The 14760-nt window shown below is 72.1% G+C and carries 13 protein-coding genes; 6 read left to right on the top strand and 7 right to left on the bottom strand.

The window, feature by feature from the left end; genetic code table 11:
• Window positions 1-54: 54 nt before the first annotated feature.
• From ABTY59_RS03195 to ABTY59_RS03175, 5 genes are all read right to left on the bottom strand, one after another.
• On the bottom strand, window positions 55-2289 hold the full coding sequence (locus tag ABTY59_RS03195; RefSeq protein ID WP_352017141.1) for an FG-GAP repeat domain-containing protein: 2235 nt from the start codon (window positions 2287-2289) through the stop codon (window positions 55-57).
• An 87-nt stretch (window positions 2290-2376) separates the two neighbouring features.
• Window positions 2377-4638 carry an FG-GAP repeat domain-containing protein gene (locus tag ABTY59_RS03190; protein ID WP_352017140.1) on the bottom strand — a complete coding sequence of 754 codons (2262 nt, stop codon included), beginning with the start codon at window positions 4636-4638 and terminating at the stop codon, window positions 2377-2379.
• Window positions 4639-4741: 103 nt separating this feature from the next.
• Window positions 4742-5251 (bottom strand): mycothiol transferase, encoded by a 510-nt coding sequence (locus ABTY59_RS03185; protein ID WP_352017139.1) that lies wholly within the window; start codon window positions 5249-5251, stop codon window positions 4742-4744.
• Window positions 5248-5652, bottom strand: a complete 405-nt coding sequence (locus tag ABTY59_RS03180; protein WP_352017138.1) for a DnaJ family domain-containing protein — start codon at window positions 5650-5652, stop codon at window positions 5248-5250. Before ABTY59_RS03180 ends, ABTY59_RS03185 begins: the two co-directional genes overlap by 4 nt.
• A gap of 154 nt (window positions 5653-5806) precedes the next feature.
• Window positions 5807-6010, bottom strand: a complete 204-nt coding sequence (locus ABTY59_RS03175) for a cold-shock protein (protein ID WP_041130679.1) — start codon at window positions 6008-6010, stop codon at window positions 5807-5809.
• 261 nt (window positions 6011-6271) lie between these two features.
• On the opposite strand from ABTY59_RS03175, the gene ABTY59_RS03170 reads away from it, so the two are divergent.
• From ABTY59_RS03170 to ABTY59_RS03150, 5 genes are all read left to right on the top strand, one after another.
• Window positions 6272-7141, top strand: coding sequence for a menaquinone biosynthetic enzyme MqnA/MqnD family protein (locus ABTY59_RS03170; protein WP_352017137.1), 870 nt, complete (start codon window positions 6272-6274; stop codon window positions 7139-7141).
• A 391-nt stretch (window positions 7142-7532) separates the two neighbouring features.
• Window positions 7533-8732, top strand: coding sequence for a cyclic dehypoxanthinyl futalosine synthase (gene mqnC / locus ABTY59_RS03165; RefSeq protein WP_352017136.1), 1200 nt, complete (start codon window positions 7533-7535; stop codon window positions 8730-8732).
• 7 nt (window positions 8733-8739) lie between these two features.
• Entirely contained in the window at window positions 8740-9339 is a 600-nt protein-coding gene (locus ABTY59_RS03160) for a hypothetical protein (protein ID WP_352017135.1), read from the top strand.
• A gap of 74 nt (window positions 9340-9413) precedes the next feature.
• Window positions 9414-10106: a demethylmenaquinone methyltransferase gene (locus tag ABTY59_RS03155; protein WP_352017134.1), complete on the top strand. Its 693-nt coding sequence runs from the start codon at window positions 9414-9416 to the stop codon at window positions 10104-10106.
• A gap of 57 nt (window positions 10107-10163) precedes the next feature.
• Window positions 10164-11450 (top strand): geranylgeranyl reductase family protein, encoded by a 1287-nt coding sequence (locus ABTY59_RS03150; protein ID WP_352017133.1) that lies wholly within the window; start codon window positions 10164-10166, stop codon window positions 11448-11450.
• Here the strand turns inward: ABTY59_RS03150 and ABTY59_RS03145 are convergent.
• Complete coding sequence (locus tag ABTY59_RS03145; protein WP_352017132.1) at window positions 11416-12390, bottom strand: GlxA family transcriptional regulator; 975 nt, start codon at window positions 12388-12390, stop codon at window positions 11416-11418. The genes ABTY59_RS03150 and ABTY59_RS03145 overlap by 35 nt on opposite strands.
• 103 nt (window positions 12391-12493) lie before the next feature.
• Here ABTY59_RS03145 and ABTY59_RS03140 point away from each other — a divergent pair, with 103 nt between their 5' ends.
• The gene (locus ABTY59_RS03140) at window positions 12494-13363 is read left to right on the top strand and encodes an NAD(P)-dependent oxidoreductase (RefSeq protein WP_352017131.1); all 870 of its coding nucleotides are present in this window, start codon (window positions 12494-12496) and stop codon (window positions 13361-13363) included.
• A gap of 73 nt (window positions 13364-13436) precedes the next feature.
• On the opposite strand, the gene ABTY59_RS03135 is transcribed toward ABTY59_RS03140, so the two are convergent.
• Window positions 13437-14294, bottom strand: a complete 858-nt coding sequence (locus ABTY59_RS03135; RefSeq protein WP_352017130.1) for a C40 family peptidase — start codon at window positions 14292-14294, stop codon at window positions 13437-13439.
• Window positions 14295-14760 lie beyond the last annotated feature (466 nt).

Genomic DNA, 14760 nt, shown 5'->3' with positions numbered 1-14760 from the left:
CGGTGAGACCCGTCACCCCGGCCGAAGGTTGTAGCGGCCACGGGGGGAAGATCGTCAGGAGAGCAGGTCGTACTTCATGTCCGGGATGTCGAAGGCCCAGGAGACCTGGTCGCGCGCGGCGAACGGCTTGCTCCAGGAGCCCGTGCCCTTGTAGACGAACGCCACGCCGCCGCCGCCCTTGCCGGAGGCGTACAGGTCGGGGCGGCCGTCGCGGTTCATGTCGCCGACGCCGAGGAGGCGGTCGTAGGCCTGCCAGCCGTCGCCGATCCGGACGCGGGGGGCGAAGGTGCCGTCGCCCTTGCCGAGGTACAGCCAGAGGACGCCGGCGGTGTCGCGGGCGACGAGGTCCCCCGCGGTGCCTCCGGCGATGTTGCCGGTGGCGGTCAGCTGGTTGTAGGCGCCCCAGCCGGTGCCGATCCGCTTCCGGGCGGCGAAGGGGGCGGTGGCCGAGCCCGTGCCCTTGTAGAGGTACAGGGCGCCGGTCTTGTCGGTGGCGACCAGGTCGGACCGTCCGTCGCCGGTGAGGTCGCTGCCGCCGGTGAGCCGGGTGTACGCGCCCCAGCCGGAGCCGACGCGGACGCGGGTCGCCAGCGGGGCCTTGGCGTTGCCGGTGCCCTGGTAGAGCCAGAGCACGCCGGCCTTGTCCCGGGCCACGACGTCGCTCACGGCCGAGCCCGCGAGGTTCCCGGCGGCCTCGATCCGGTCGTAGGCGCCCCAGCCGGTGCCGACGAGGAGCCCGGGGTTCTGGTTGACGTAGCCGGCCTCGGGCTGGGGGAACGTGTCGTCGATCCACAGGCGGCCCGCGGTGTCCCGGACGAGGATGTCGGGCGAGCCGTCGGCGTCGTAGTCGTGCGCGCCGGGCTTCCGGGTCACGGTGAACGCGCCGGAGGACTTCAGCGCCGGCCCGATGCCGTTCAGGGGCTTGGCCGTGATCTCCCAGGTGTACGGGCCGGCGGGCGCCCCGGTCCACATGTCGGGGGTGCTGTTCCAGCTGAGCTGGCCGTTCCAGGTGTACGCCGCCCGGTGCGGGTCGTAGTCGCCGTTGAGCGGGTAGACGCCGTCCGTGAGGGTCTCGCCCGTGCGGGTGTTGCGGATCCTGACGGTCATCTCGACCTCGGACCGGCTGAGCTGCCAGACCATGCCGAGCCGGCCGCCGGTCTTGTCGAGGTCGACGACCGGGGGGATGGCGTGGCTGAGCAGCGTGACCTTGGTGGACAGGCCGGAGGAGGCGACCTGGGTCGCGGCCGGTTCGCCGTTCGCCCCGAGGGCGATGCGGTACAGGCCCTCGCCGTGGGCGACGGTGCCGCCCTGGACGAGCAGGGACCCGTCGGGCGCGACGGCCGAGGACTCCGCGTCGTCCATGAGCTTCCGGGTCATGCCGTTGCCCAGGTAGCGCGCGGTGACGGCGTAGTCGGGGGACGGGTTGCGCTCGTCGTACCCGCCCTTCTGCCCGTACGTCAGCCAGCTGCCGACCAGGCCGAGCGAGTCGACCGCGCCCGGCAGGGAGATCCGCTGCGTGCCGGTGCCGGGGCCACGCTCGGTGACGACCGCGGTCCGGAAGCCGCCGCTCGCGGGCTCCAGCCAGGCGACGTGCTTGCCGGACAGCGCGACCGGGGCCTTCTGGTCGGGGTCGCCGGCGATGGTGCCGGTGTCCACGGCCTTCGCGGTGGCGAGGTCCACGGTCGCCCAGTGCCGTACTCCGGCGGTGACGTACGTGAGGAGGGCGGTGTCCGGTGTCGCGGCCCTGACCGACGGCTTCGTCAGGGACGCCGGAAGGCCGGTGACGGTGCGGTCGGCGACCTGGCCGTCCCCGCCCCGGGCGAGGAGGTGCACGCCGCCGGATCCCTCGACGAACGCGGTCCGGCCGACGGCGCCGACGAACGTGGCGCCCGTGCCGGGGACGGACAGGACGTCCTCGTCGGTCGCCATGTCCCGGAGCGTGATCGAGCCGTTGGATGTGACCCTGGCGATCACGTCGGAGGCGCGCGAGGCGGTGATCCACGCGTCGGCGAGGGACCAGGGCTCCTTCGTGCCGCCGTCGGAGTAGCGCGTCCAGACGGCGCGGGCGCCCTGGTCGGTCCAGTTCCAGGTCAGGAAGCCGGTCGTCCCGGCGCTGACGAGGTCCGCGTCGCCCTTCGGGTACGGCACCACGGCCGAGGCGGCGGCGGTGACCGCGGAAGGGGTGACGGCCGTGGCGGGGACGGCCGTCGTCAGACCGCCCGCGGTGACGGCCAGGACGGCCGCCACGGCCGCTCCGAGCCGGACGCGGGGGGTGCGTATGGGGGTCAAAAGGGTGTTCCTCCCCAGAGTGCGGGCGTGGCGAATTCCCGCCACGCCCGCAGGACTCCCCAAGGGGCCGAATGGTTGTACGGGCGATCAGACGACCGCGTTGTACCGGGTCCCCTCGCCCACGAAGAGCTGCGTCGGCTGACGGACTAACGGGGCCGTGGAGGAGCCCGTCGAGCCGTAGACGTGGGTGCCGCCCGCCCCGTACGCGATCAGGTCCGGACGGCCGTCGCCGGTGACGTCACCCGCGCCGACGAGCTGGCTGAAGGCGTTCCATCCGGTGCCGATCCTGATGCGGCTCTCGAAGCCGGCGCCGCCGGTGCCCCGGTAGAGCCAGAGCACGCCGTCCTTGTCGCGGGCGACCAGGTCACCGGCGCCGAGGTCGGTGACCGGCGAGTTCGCGATGTTGCCGACGGCGGTGATCTGGTTGTACGCGTTCCAGCCGGAGCTGACCCGGAGCCGGGGCCCGAACGGCTTCGCGTAGTTGCCGGTGCCCTTGTAGAACCACAGGTAGCCGGCGGTGTCCGTGGCCACCAGGTCGGGGCGGCCGTCGCCGTCGAGGTCCGAGCCTCCGGCGATCTTGTTGTAGATCTGCCAGCCCGTGCCGACCTTCAGGCGCGTCGCGAAGGTGCCGTCGCCCTTGCCCAGGTAGAGCCAGGTCACGCCGGAGCCGTCGACCGCGACGACGTCGCCGTGCGCGGCGCCGCCGACGCTGCCGACGGCCTCGACCTGCTTGTACGCGTTCCAGCCCGTGCCGACCTTCGTCCGGAGGGCGGTCTGGTACTTGTCGTAGAAGCGCCCGTCGAACAGGTCGTCCCGCCACAGCGTGCCCGAGGCGTCCCGCGTGAGGACGTCGGTCGAGCCGTTGTCGTTGTAGTCGTGCGGGTTGTTCAGACGGGTCACGGTGAAGCCGCCCGAGGCGGTCACGGTCTGCGCTCCGTCGAGCGAGGTGGCGGTGAGCCGCCAGGTGTAGGCGCCGTTCGGGGCGCTGATCGGCGCCGTGATCCCGTTCCAGGCGAAGGAGAAGCGGTTGCCGGACTCCGGCCGCGGCAGGGTCGCGACGGCATGCCTGCCGGTCGCCCTGTGGGTGAGGACCAGGGTCGCCTTCGCGTCCGGGCGGGACAGGTCGAAGGACATCGGGACGGTCGCCCCGGGCTTCTCCAGGCTCACCGTGGCCGGCACCGACGAGCGGGTCACCTGGAGGGCGACGACCTTGCCGGTGTCCGCGACGAGCGAGAAGGACGGCGTGCCGGCGCCGTCCGGCGTGACCCTGAAGAGGCCGTCGGCCGCGCTGCTCGCACCGCGCACCAGCAGGCTGCCGTCGGGGGCGTGCGCGACGGAGGAGTAGTTCTCCAGGACCTTGTACGGGGCTCCGCCCGTGGCGATGTTCCGCGCGTACAGCGGGGTCAGGACGTCCGGGCCCGCGCCCGGGTCGCGCTGCGCCGCGTACAGGGCGGTGTCGCCGACGATCCCGGCGAGGACCGGCTGCCCGGGGACGTCGGTCAGCGCGATGTCCTTGTCGACGCCGCCGGAGGCGCGCACCCGGAGGTGGCCGGTACCGCCGGCCGTGCCCTCGATCCACGCCGTGTACTTCCCCGCGAGCGCGCCGGTCGCCGCCGGGTTCCAGTCGCCGGTGCCGCCCGTCCACTCCTGGAGGATGGCCGACCCGGTGACGACGGGCACCACGGCCTGGAAGGCGTACGGCACCTTGTCGTTCAGCCGGTCGCGCAGGCCCTTGACGAGGATGAGGACGACGGGGCGACCGTCGGCGTCCTTGCCCGCCGAGACGACCTTGTGGGCGGTCTCCCGCTCGCCCCGGTAGGTGTTCGTCAGCTTCGTCTTGCGGACGATGCCGCCGTTGTTCTCCAGCTGGTAGAGGTCCCGGCCGTCGCCGGCCGCGTTCGTCACGCTCACGTACAGGACCGCGCCGGCCGCGCCGACGAGCTGGGCGTCGGGGCCGACCACGCTGATGTCGTGGTTGACGTAGGTGACCTTCGCGGGGTCGTACGCGGTGAAGCGGCTGCCGTCGCCCATGAGGATGCTGTCGGCGTAGGCGTCGTAGGCGTGCGGGCCGGACAGCGGCGACACCGTGCCGTCGGTCTTGTGCCACTCCAGTGCCGTGGTGCCGTTCTCGTCCGTGCACGTGGTGACGAAGCCGAAGGCGCCGGTGGAGACGATCTCGGCCCCGACGGGCAGCAGGCCCGCGGCGGCCGGGGCGCACCGGCCCTCGGCGGTCGCGCCGGAGGTGGCCGCGACGGCCGGGACGGTGACGAGCGTTCCCGTCACGGCGGCGGCCGTGGACAGGGTGAGCAGCGCGGCGGCGAGGCGGCGCCCGGACATACGGTGCTGCAAGGAAACCCCCAGTGAATCGGGCACGGCGCGTGAAGAGCCGTACTCGATGCAGACTCTTGATCGAATCCGAGGGTTGTACCGCTGCGGGGGATCTTCGGGCCGCTCAGCCCCGGCGCTCCACCAGGCCCCGGACGTACGCCGCCTGTCCGGCGTGCTGGAGGTCGTCCGCGATCACCGACACGAGCCGGACGCCGAGGGTGACCGGAGGGTCCCACGCGGTGTCGACGACCCGGTCCAGGTCGGCGTTGGTGAGCGCGCGGACGAGGTCCTCGGTGCGGGCGTGCACGGCGTCGTGGTAGCCGAGCAGCAGCTCGGCGGGGGCGCGGACGGCGTCGACCTGCGCACGGGTCTGCCCGTAGCCGGTGGCGCGCTTCGGGAAGGGCAGCCCGAAGCGGTCCGCCCAGCCGTCCGAGGTCCACAGCTGGTCCGTGTCGAAGGCGTCCGCGAGGTGGTCGTCCTGGACGCGGGTGAGGTGCCAGATGAGCCAGGCGACCGAATTGGCGTCGGGATCGACGCGGGCGGCGAGCTGCTCGTCGGTGAGGCCCTCCACGGCCTCGTGGACGACCTCACGGATCCGGCCGAACGCGTCGACCAGCAGACCGGCACTGTTCACGACAGGTTCCTCTCCGCCTTCCACCGCTCCACCGTCGCCTCCACGTCGAAGGGCCGCAAGTTCAGCGGGGGACCGGCGGGCGGACGGGCGAGGGCCTCGGCGATCTTGGTGTTGATCTCCCCGAGGAGGCGGCGGACCTGGCTCTCCGAGACGGCCTCGCCGATCGCCGCCTCCGTGTCCTCGGCCTCCTTGCGCAGGGCGAGGGAGGGCGGCAGCACGGACGCGCCCTCGCTGTGCATCTTCCCCTTGATCCACCACAGCGCGTCGTACGGGGCCGAGTCGTCGGGCAGCGGCTTCCCGAAGCCGGGCAGGGCGCGGAACTCACCGCGTTCCGTCGCCTCGCGGATCTGCTTGTCGACGAACGACTCGAAGCTGACACCGGGCGGTTTGCGTTCGGTCATGCGTCCAGGCTACGGACGAAGGGCCGTGGACGGAGGGCCGGGGACCAATGGGCCGGGGACAAAGGCAGGAGCCCCGCTCGTGCCCGGGGGCACGGAGCGGGGCTCCTTGGGTACTGCTCTAGCAAGTCATGCGATATCCGCCGACCCGGGCAACTTAGGCCGGGGAGACGTTCTCCGCCTGCGGGCCCTTCGGGCCCTGCGTGACGTCGAAGGTCACGACCTGGTTCTCCTCGAGCGAGCGGAAGCCGTTCGCGTTGATCGCGGAGTAGTGGACGAAGACATCCGGGCCGCCGCCGTCCTGGGCGATGAAGCCGAAGCCCTTTTCAGCGTTGAACCACTTCACGGTTCCGGTAGCCATGAGCCCTCCTATGGGCCAAAGGGTCGCCCTGCTCCAGAACCTGCAAACAAGTCTGAAAACTACAAAAGCCTGCGGGTCACATGCTCCGCAGGCTCTGTACTGCAAGGGAAACCAAACTGCAACTTGCGTTGAGCGTAGCACGCAGGACGCTCGGGGCGGTAGAGGGAAAGATCACGTCACCCGCATGTTTGATTCCGTTCCGTGTGCTGACGCGCGTGCCCCGCCGATGCCCACACTGCGAGACGGGTCTAGCCTCGCGATGTGGACAAAGCAACCGACGACCAGCGCAGCCGGCCCCGCGTCGGACACATCCAGTTCCTGAACTGCCTCCCCCTCTACTGGGGCCTCGCCAGGACCGGGACGCTCCTCGATCTGGAGCTCACCAAGGACACCCCGGAGAAGCTCAGCGAGCGGCTCGTCCGGGGCGACCTCGACATCGGTCCGATCACCCTCGTCGAGTACCTCCGCAACGCCGACGACCTGGTCGCGCTCCCCGACATCGCCGTCGGCTGCGACGGCCCCGTCATGTCCTGCGTGATCGTCTCCCAGCGGCCCCTGGACGAGCTCGACCGCGCGCGGGTGGCCCTCGGCTCCACCTCCCGCACCTCGGTGCGCCTCGCCCAGCTGCTCCTGGCCGAGCAGTACGGGGTCCGGCCCGACTACTACACCTGCCCGCCGGACCTCGGCCTGATGATGCAGGAGGCGGACGCCGCCGTCCTCATCGGCGACGCCGCCCTCCGGGCCTCCCTGCACGACGCGCCCCGGCTCGGCCTCCAGGTCCACGACCTGGGGCTGATGTGGAAGGAGTGGACGGGGCTGCCGTTCGTCTTCGCCGTGTGGGCGGCCCGCAAGGACTACCTGGCGCGCGAACCGGAGACCGTCCGCGAGGTGCACCAGGCGTTCCTGGCCTCCCGCGACCTGTCCCTCGAAGAGGTCGCCAAGGTCGCCGAGCAGGCCGCCCGCTGGGAGACCTTCGACGCCGAACTCCTGGAGCGCTACTTCCGCACGCTCGACTTCCGTTTCGGCCCCGAGCAGCTCGCGGGCGTACGGGAGTTCGCGCGCCGCACCGGCCCCACGACCGGGTTCCCGGCGGACGTCGCGGTGGAACTCCTGCCCGCCCGGGCGCGATAAGCGGCGGAGCCGCGGGGAAAGGGGCGGGAAAGAAATACCGGTGGGCCCCCCGAGCGCAGGGCGGGCCTTTCCGGCGTCCCCGGGGAATGCGGGCGCACACCCCGCGGCCGCCGGGAATGCGGGCGCACACCCCGCCCCGGGGAATGCGGAGGCGCGCCCCCGCCGGGCCGCTGAATGCGGAGGCGCGCCCCCGCCGGGCCCGCCGAATGCGCCGCGCCCCCCGGCACACCCGGAATTCACCGGCTATTCGCCGGACCCCCGCCCGCCGCCCGCCCGCCGCACACCCTCCCCGTACGCGCCCAGGCGCCATCCGGCACCCTGCGGCAGCCGCGAGAACCCCTGGCGTAGGCTGGTTCGGTCGATCAGAACCCCTCCGAAAGGGACGCACCCGGTGACCGAGAAGGCCGAACTCCAGTCTGTTCTCGACCGCGCCGCCGCGGGTGGCCGGATCACCCCCGAGGAGGCGCTCGACCTCTACCGCTCGGCACCCCTGCACGCGCTGGGCGCCGCCGCCGACGCGGTGCGCCGCCGCCGGTACGCGGGGACCGAGCACATCGCGACGTACATCATCGAGCGGAACATCAACTACACGAACGTCTGCGTGACGGCGTGCAAGTTCTGCGCGTTCTACGCCGCTCCGAAGGACACGAAGAAGGGCTGGACCCGGGACCTCGACGACATCCTGCGCCGCTGCGCGGAGACCGTCGAGCTCGGCGGCACCCAGATCATGTTCCAGGGCGGCCACCACCCGGACTTCGGCGTCGAGTACTACGAGCAGCACTTCGCCGCCATCAAGAAGGACTTCCCGCAGCTGGTCATCCACTCCCTCGGCGCCTCCGAGGTCGAGCACATGGCCCGCATCTCCGGGGTCTCCGTCGAAGAGGCGATCACCCGCATCCACGCCGCCGGCCTCGACTCCTTCGCGGGCGCCGGAGCCGAGCTGCTGCCCGAGCGGCCGCGCAAGGCGATCGCCCCGCTCAAGGAGAGCGGCGAGCGCTGGCTGGAGATCATGGAGATCGCCCACGGGCTGGGCGTCGAGTCGACCTCCACCATGCTGATGGGCACCGGCGAGACGAACGCCGAGCGGATCGAGCACCTGCGGATGATCCGTGACGTGCAGGACCGGACGGGCGGCTTCCGGGCCTTCATCCCGTACACGTACCAGCCCGAGAACAACCACCTCAAGGGCCGCACGCAGGCCACGCTCTTCGAGTACCTGCGGATGATCTCCATCGCCCGGCTCTTCCTCGACAACGTCGCCCACATCCAGGGCTCGTGGCTCACCACGGGCAAGGAGATCGGCCAGCTGACCCTGCACTACGGCGCGGACGACCTCGGCTCGATCATGCTGGAGGAGAACGTCGTCTCCTCGGCCGGCGCGAAGCACCGTTCGAACCTGCGCGAGATGATCGACATGATCCGCACGGCGGACCGCGTCCCGGCCCAGCGCACCACGACCTACGAGCACATCGTGGTCCACGACGACCCGGCGGACGACCCGGTCGACGAGCGCGTCGCCTCGCACATCTCGTCCACCGCGATCGAGGGCGGCACGGCGCACCCCGAGCTGAAGCTCCTCGACGCCCGCTGACACGCGCGTGCTGACCCTCCACGTCGCCGAGGCGACGCCCGAGAGCGCCGTCCTGGTCGACGGCGCGCTCATCGCGGCCGTCGGCCCGTACGAGCACCTGGCCGCGGCCCGGCCCGAGGCACGGGTGCGGCGGTGGCCCGGCATCCTCACGCCGGGACTGCTCAACCCCTACGGCCCCGAGCTGCTCGAAGCGACCTACCACCCGGATCCGCGCGAGGCCGGGGAGTTCGGCACGGAGCCGATCACGGGGGAGCGGGCGCGGGAGATCTTCGCGGCCGACCCGGCCCGCCGCGGCGCCTCCGCGCGCCGCGGTGTGCAGCGGCTCCTCGCGCACGGCACGGTCGCCGTCGCCGGTGAACTGCGCGGCCGGGCGGCCGTGGACGCGGTGCGCCGGGCCGGGCTCGCCGTCGGCCGCCGCCCGGAGCGGCTCCCCGGCCCGCCGTCCCTCTCCCCGGTGCCGCTGGTGCTGCTGCCCGCCCTGGTGCCGGGCGGTCCCGCCCGCTTCGCCGTCTTCGACGTGCCGGACCGGGCGGCGCTCGTCCGGCTCGGGGCGTCGACCTGTGTCGCCACCGTCCTCGGCGGTCGCCTCGTCCACCGGGCCCGCTGAGCGGTTTCCGGCACCCACGCTGAGACAATGAACCCGCCCGCCCGTCACTCCCGATCCTGCGAGGCCGAACGCCCGTGACCCGCGCACACCTGGACAAGCAGCCGCACGAAGTCGCCACGATGTTCGACGACGTGGCGGAGAACTACGACCTCACGAACGACGTCCTGTCCCTGGGCCAGGACCGCCGGTGGCGCAAGGAGGTCGCGAAGGCGGTCGACGCCCGCCCCGCGCAGAGGATCCTCGACCTCGCCGCCGGCACGGCGACCTCCTCGCAGCCGTTCGTGCGGGCGGGCGCGTACGTCGTGCCGTGCGACTTCTCGCTCGGGATGCTCCAGGTCGGCAAGAAGCGGCACCCGTGGATGCCGTTCACGGCGGGCGACGGCACGAAGCTGCCGTTCCGCGACGACGTGTTCGACGCGGTCACGATCTCCTTCGGGCTGCGGAACATCCAGGACACCGAGCAGGCGCTGCGCGAGCTGTACCGGGTGACGAAGCCCGGCGGCCGGGTCGTCATCTGCGAGTTCTCGCACCCCACCTGGGCGCCGTTCCGCACGGTGTACGAGGAGTACCTGATGCGCGCGCTGCCGCCGGTGGCCCGTGCCGTGTCCTCCAACCCCGACGCGTACGTGTACCTCGCGGAGTCCATCCAGTCCTGGCCCGACCAGGAGACCCTGGCCGGCCTGCTCCAGAAGGCCGGCTGGTCGAGGGTGGCCCACCGGAACCTGACGGGCGGCGTCGTCGCCCTGCACCGCGGCTTCAAGGCCTGAGCGCCCCGCTCATAGACTTCCCCCCGTCCTTCCCTCGACCCCTCCGGGAGATCCGCCGTGACCGAGCAGCCCCTCTCCGAGCACACCGCAGATGTGATCGTCGTCGGGGCAGGCCCGGCCGGCTCCACCACCGCGTACTACCTGGCCAAGGCGGGGCTCGACGTCCTGCTCCTGGAGAAGACCTCGTTCCCGCGCGAGAAGGTCTGCGGCGACGGCCTCACCCCGCGCGCCACCAAGCAGCTGGTCTCCATGGGCATCGACATCTCCGAAGAGGCCGGCTGGCTGCGGAACAGGGGCCTGCGGATCATCGGCGGCGGCGTGCGCCTGGAGCTCGACTGGCCGGAGCTCGCCTCGTACCCGGACTACGGACTCGTCCGCAAGCGCGACGACTTCGACGAGCAGCTGGCCCGCCAGGCGCAGAAGGCCGGCGCCCGGCTGTACGAGCGCTGCAACGTCGGCGCGCCGGTCATCGACGACCGCACGGGCCGGATCACCGGTGTCCACGCGAAGCTGGGCGAGGAGAAGCGCGAGGTCACCTTCCACGCCCCGCTCGTCGTCGCCGCCGACGGCAACTCCACCCGGCTCTCCGTGGCCATGGGTCTGCACCGGCGCGAGGACCGTCCGATGGGCGTCGCGGTCCGCACGTACTTCCAGAGCCCCCGCCACGACGACGACTACCTGGAGTCCTGGCTGGAGCTGTGGGACCGGCGCGGCCCGCAGGACCGGCTGCTGCCCGGGTACGGCTGGATCTTCCCCATGGGCGACGGCACGTCGAACGTCGGCCTCGGCATCCTCGACTCCTCGTCCGCGTTCAAGGAGCTGGACTGGCGCGAGGTCCTCAAGGCCTGGTGCGCGTCCATGCCGGAGGACTGGGGCTACACCCCGGAGAACATGACGCAGCCGATCCGCGGCGCGGCCCTGCCGATGGCCTTCAACCGCCAGCCGCACTACACCAAGGGCCTGCTGCTCGTCGGTGACGCGGGCGGCCTGGTCAACCCGTTCAACGGCGAGGGCATCGCCTACGCGATGGAGTCGGGGCAGATCGCGGCCGACGTCATCGTCCAGGCGCACGCGCGGGCGACCCCCGCCCAGCGCGAGCTGGCGCTGCGGAACTACCCGCAGGTCCTCAAGGACACCTACGGCGGCTACTACACGCTGGGCCGCGCGTTCGTGAAGCTCATCGGCAACCCGAAGATCATGAAGATCGCGACCCAGCGCGGACTGAGCCACCCGCTGCTGATGAAGTTCACCCTGAAGATGCTGGCGAACCTCACCGACCCCACGGGCGGCGACGCGATGGACCGCATCATCAACGGCCTCTCGAAGGTGGCCCCGAAGGCCTGAACGCCCTGCGGTAGTCGGTCGGGGTCACCCCGACCTCGCGGGTGAAGTGCCGGCGCAGATTGGCGGCCGTACCGAGTCCGGTGCGGCCGCCGATCTGTTCCACGGGCAGGTCCGTCGACTCCAGGAGGGTCTGGGCGCGGGCCACCCGCTGCCGGAGCAGCCACTGCAGCGGGGTGGTGCCGTGGGCCTCCCGGACCCGGCGGTGGAAGGTGCGCGGGCTCATCAGGGCCCGGCGGGCCAGCTCGTCCACCGACAGCGGCTCGTGGAGGTGTTCGAGCGCCCAGTGGAGCACCGGGCCCAGGCTGTCCCCGTCGGTCGGCGGCACCGGAGCCTCCAGGAACTGGGGCTGGCTGCCGGGGCGGTGCGCGGGGACGACGAGCCGGCGGGCCAGCTCCCCCGCCACCGCGGCGCCGAGGTCCTTCCGCACGAGATGGAGGCAGAGGTCGAGGCCGGCGGCGGCGCCCGCGCCGGTCAGCACCCGGCCCTCGTCGGTGTAGAGCACCGAGGCGTCGACGGTGACCCGGGGGTGCCGGGCGGCGAGCGCGGGGGCGTAGTTCCGGTGGACGACGGCCCGGTGGCCGTCGAGTGCGCCGGCCGCGGCGAGCGCGAACGCGCCGGTGCACATGGAGACCATGCGCGCCCCCGCGGCGGCGGCCTTCCGGAGCGCCGCGACCAGCTCGGCGGGCATCTCCTGGCGGCCCTCGGCCACCGCGTCCGGGACGGAGGGCACGATGACCGTGTCCGCGCCGGCGATCCCGTCGAAGCCGTGCGCGGCGGGGGCGGCCGGGCCGCAGACCCTCAGCTCGTACCAGGGGTCGGCCAGGTCGGTGGAGGGCACCCCGAACACCATGGAGACGGTGGACAGCTCGTACAGGTCCCACGGCGAAAGACCTCCGTGCTCGTCGGGGACGAGGACGACGGCGACCACTCCAGCGCTCATGTCCTCGACGGTACGCCGACGGACTGACACCGTGGCAGGAACCGTGCGCCGAGCGGCGGTTACGCCCCTGTCGGAGGGGTTTGCGCGCTGCGAGCGTGGAGCCATGAGCACGAAGCGCATCCCAGTGACCGTCATCGGCCTCGGGCAGATGGGCGCCGCCCTCGCGGGCGCCTTCCTCGACGCCGGCCATCCCACCACCGTCTTCAACCGGACCCCCGGCAAGGCCGCCCCGCTCGTCGCCCGGGGAGCGGTCGCCGCGGCCACCGTCGCCGCGGCCGTCGAGGCGAGCGAGCTCGTCGTGGTCTGCGTCCTCGACTATCCGGCCGTCCGCGCCCTCCTCGACCCCGTCGCCGACGCGCTGCGCGGCCGGGTCCTGGTCAACCTCACCTCCGGCTCGCCCGAGCAGGCCCGCGCGGAGGCCGAGTGGGCCGCCGGGCACGGAGCCGGCTACCTCGACGGCGGCATCATGACCACGCCGCCCGGGGTCGGCGATCCGGCCAACATGATCCTCTACGCGGGCGGTCCGGGGCTCCTGGCCGAGCACCGGTCGACCCTGGAGGTCCTCGGCGACCCGGTCGACCTCGGCGCGGACGCGGGCCTCGCCTCGCTCTACGACGCCGGGCTGCTCGGCCTGATGTGGTCGGTGTTCGGCGGCTGGCTGCACGCGACGGCCCTCGCGGGCGCGGACGGGGTGCCCGCCAAGGAGTTCACGGCGGTGTCGGTGCGCTGGCTGCGCACGGTGTCCTGGTTCCTCACGACGTACGCGGACCAGATCGACGCGGGGGAGTACCCGGGTGACGACGCCACCATCGACGTCCAGGTCGCGTCGATCGGGCACCTGCTGCACGCGGGGGAGGAGCGGGGGATCGACGGCCGGCTGCCGCGGCTGCACCTGGAGCTGATGCGCGAGGCGGTGGCGGCGGGGCACGGCGGGGACAGTTACGCCCGGATCATCGACGCTTTCCGGAAATAGCGGAACCGATCAGGACGAACGAAGGGCCGTCACTCCCCCGAGGAGTGACGGCCCTTCATCGTGAGGGGTGGGATCAGAGGATCCGCACGGCGCCCGAGGGCGTGTCCCAGTCCATGGTGTGCTCGACGACGCCGCTGGAGGGGTTCTGCGCGCCGACGTACTTGCCGCCGCCGACGTAGATGGCGACGTGGTACGAGCCGCTGCGGCTGCCCCAGAAGAGGATGTCGCCCGGCTGGAGGTTGCTCAGCGAGACGGAGGTGCCCATGCTCGACTGCTCGTACGAGATGCGGGGCAGGTCGATGCCGGCCTCGCGGTAGGCGGCCTGCACGAGGCCGGAGCAGTCCCAGGAGTTGGGGCCGGTGCCGCCGGACACGTAGGCGTCGCCGATCTGGGCGCGGGCGAAGGCCACGATCGCGGCGGCGGAGCCGGAGGGGGCCTGCGTCTGGCTGTCGTTCTCCGAGGCGCTGGAGCCGCCGTCGTCCGACGCGCTCGTGCTGGAGAGCTGGGTGCGGGCGGAGTCGCGGGAGGCGCGCTCCGCGGCTTCCTTGCGCTCCTGCTCGGCCTTGAGGCGGGCCTTCTCGGCGCGCTCGGCCGCGGCCTTGCGGTCGGCCTCGGCGCGGGCCGTCTTGGCCTCCTTGGCGGCCTTCTGCAGCGCCGCGTTCTCCTGGGACTGGAGGCTCTGGTCGAGGGCCTCCTGCTGGGAGGCCTCGGCGGAGGCGGCGACGGCGCTGGCGAGGCCGGCGGTGTCGGCGAGGGAGCCGAGGGTGGGCATCTCGATGGTCTCGGTCACCGGCTCGGCATTCGCCGGCCCGGCAGCACCGGCCACCGCGATGGTGCCGAGGACGCCACCGGCAACTCCGGCGCGGAGCGCGAGCTTCGAGGCGCTGCGGCGGGGCTTCCGGTGGCTGGGTATGTGAGCGGTGTGGGACATGGGTACAACCGCTATCAGGGCTTCACGGTTCCCTTCAAGAAACGTGGGTTGCGCCACAGTTACGTTCGGAACGTGTGAATCCGCTTCTGTGGCCACCTTATTGACGCCGTAACGGGCAAATCGGGCATGGGTCATCCGGGCCTTGATCACGGGTTTTCATTGAAACGTCCGAATTGCCCGACGCTTACCACCTCTTGACGCCGATGGCCAAGCCCTCTTCTTTTGAGGTTCCTGTGAGGTGACGCAGGTCACATCATCGGCCCGTGACCGCTCGTGAAAGCGCGCACGTGTCCACTTCGGTACAGCGGACCCCCCGACCGGGCGACGGGCGGTTCCTTTATCACCCTTACGCGTCCCCTCACCAATTTGCTTGTAGTGGCCAACACTTGATAGTGCAACACCCCCTCCGAGCAGCGATTTCCGGTCCGGATGTCACATCTGGTGATCACCTGGGCGCTTCGCGTGA

This window comes from Streptomyces sp. NPDC096079, assembly GCF_040303145.1.
In the GTDB taxonomy this organism is placed as follows: domain Bacteria; phylum Actinomycetota; class Actinomycetes; order Streptomycetales; family Streptomycetaceae; genus Streptomyces.
The sequence above is the reverse complement of the archived record's forward strand: the minus strand, read 5'-3'. Positions and strand labels throughout refer to the sequence as shown.

What these genes read in the sequence shown, in the direction of transcription:
- ABTY59_RS03180 (WP_352017138.1), bottom strand. Translation starts at nt 5,652, where the DNA reads ATGACCGAACGCAAACCGCCCGGTGTCAGCTTCGAGTCGTTCGTCGAC.
- ABTY59_RS03175 (WP_041130679.1), bottom strand. Translation starts at nt 6,010, where the DNA reads ATGGCTACCGGAACCGTGAAGTGGTTCAACGCTGAAAAGGGCTTCGGC.
- ABTY59_RS03145 (WP_352017132.1), bottom strand. Translation starts at nt 12,390, where the DNA reads ATGAGCGCTGGAGTGGTCGCCGTCGTCCTCGTCCCCGACGAGCACGGA.
- ABTY59_RS03140 (WP_352017131.1), top strand. Translation starts at nt 12,494, where the DNA reads ATGAGCACGAAGCGCATCCCAGTGACCGTCATCGGCCTCGGGCAGATG.
- ABTY59_RS03135 (WP_352017130.1), bottom strand. Translation starts at nt 14,294, where the DNA reads ATGTCCCACACCGCTCACATACCCAGCCACCGGAAGCCCCGCCGCAGC.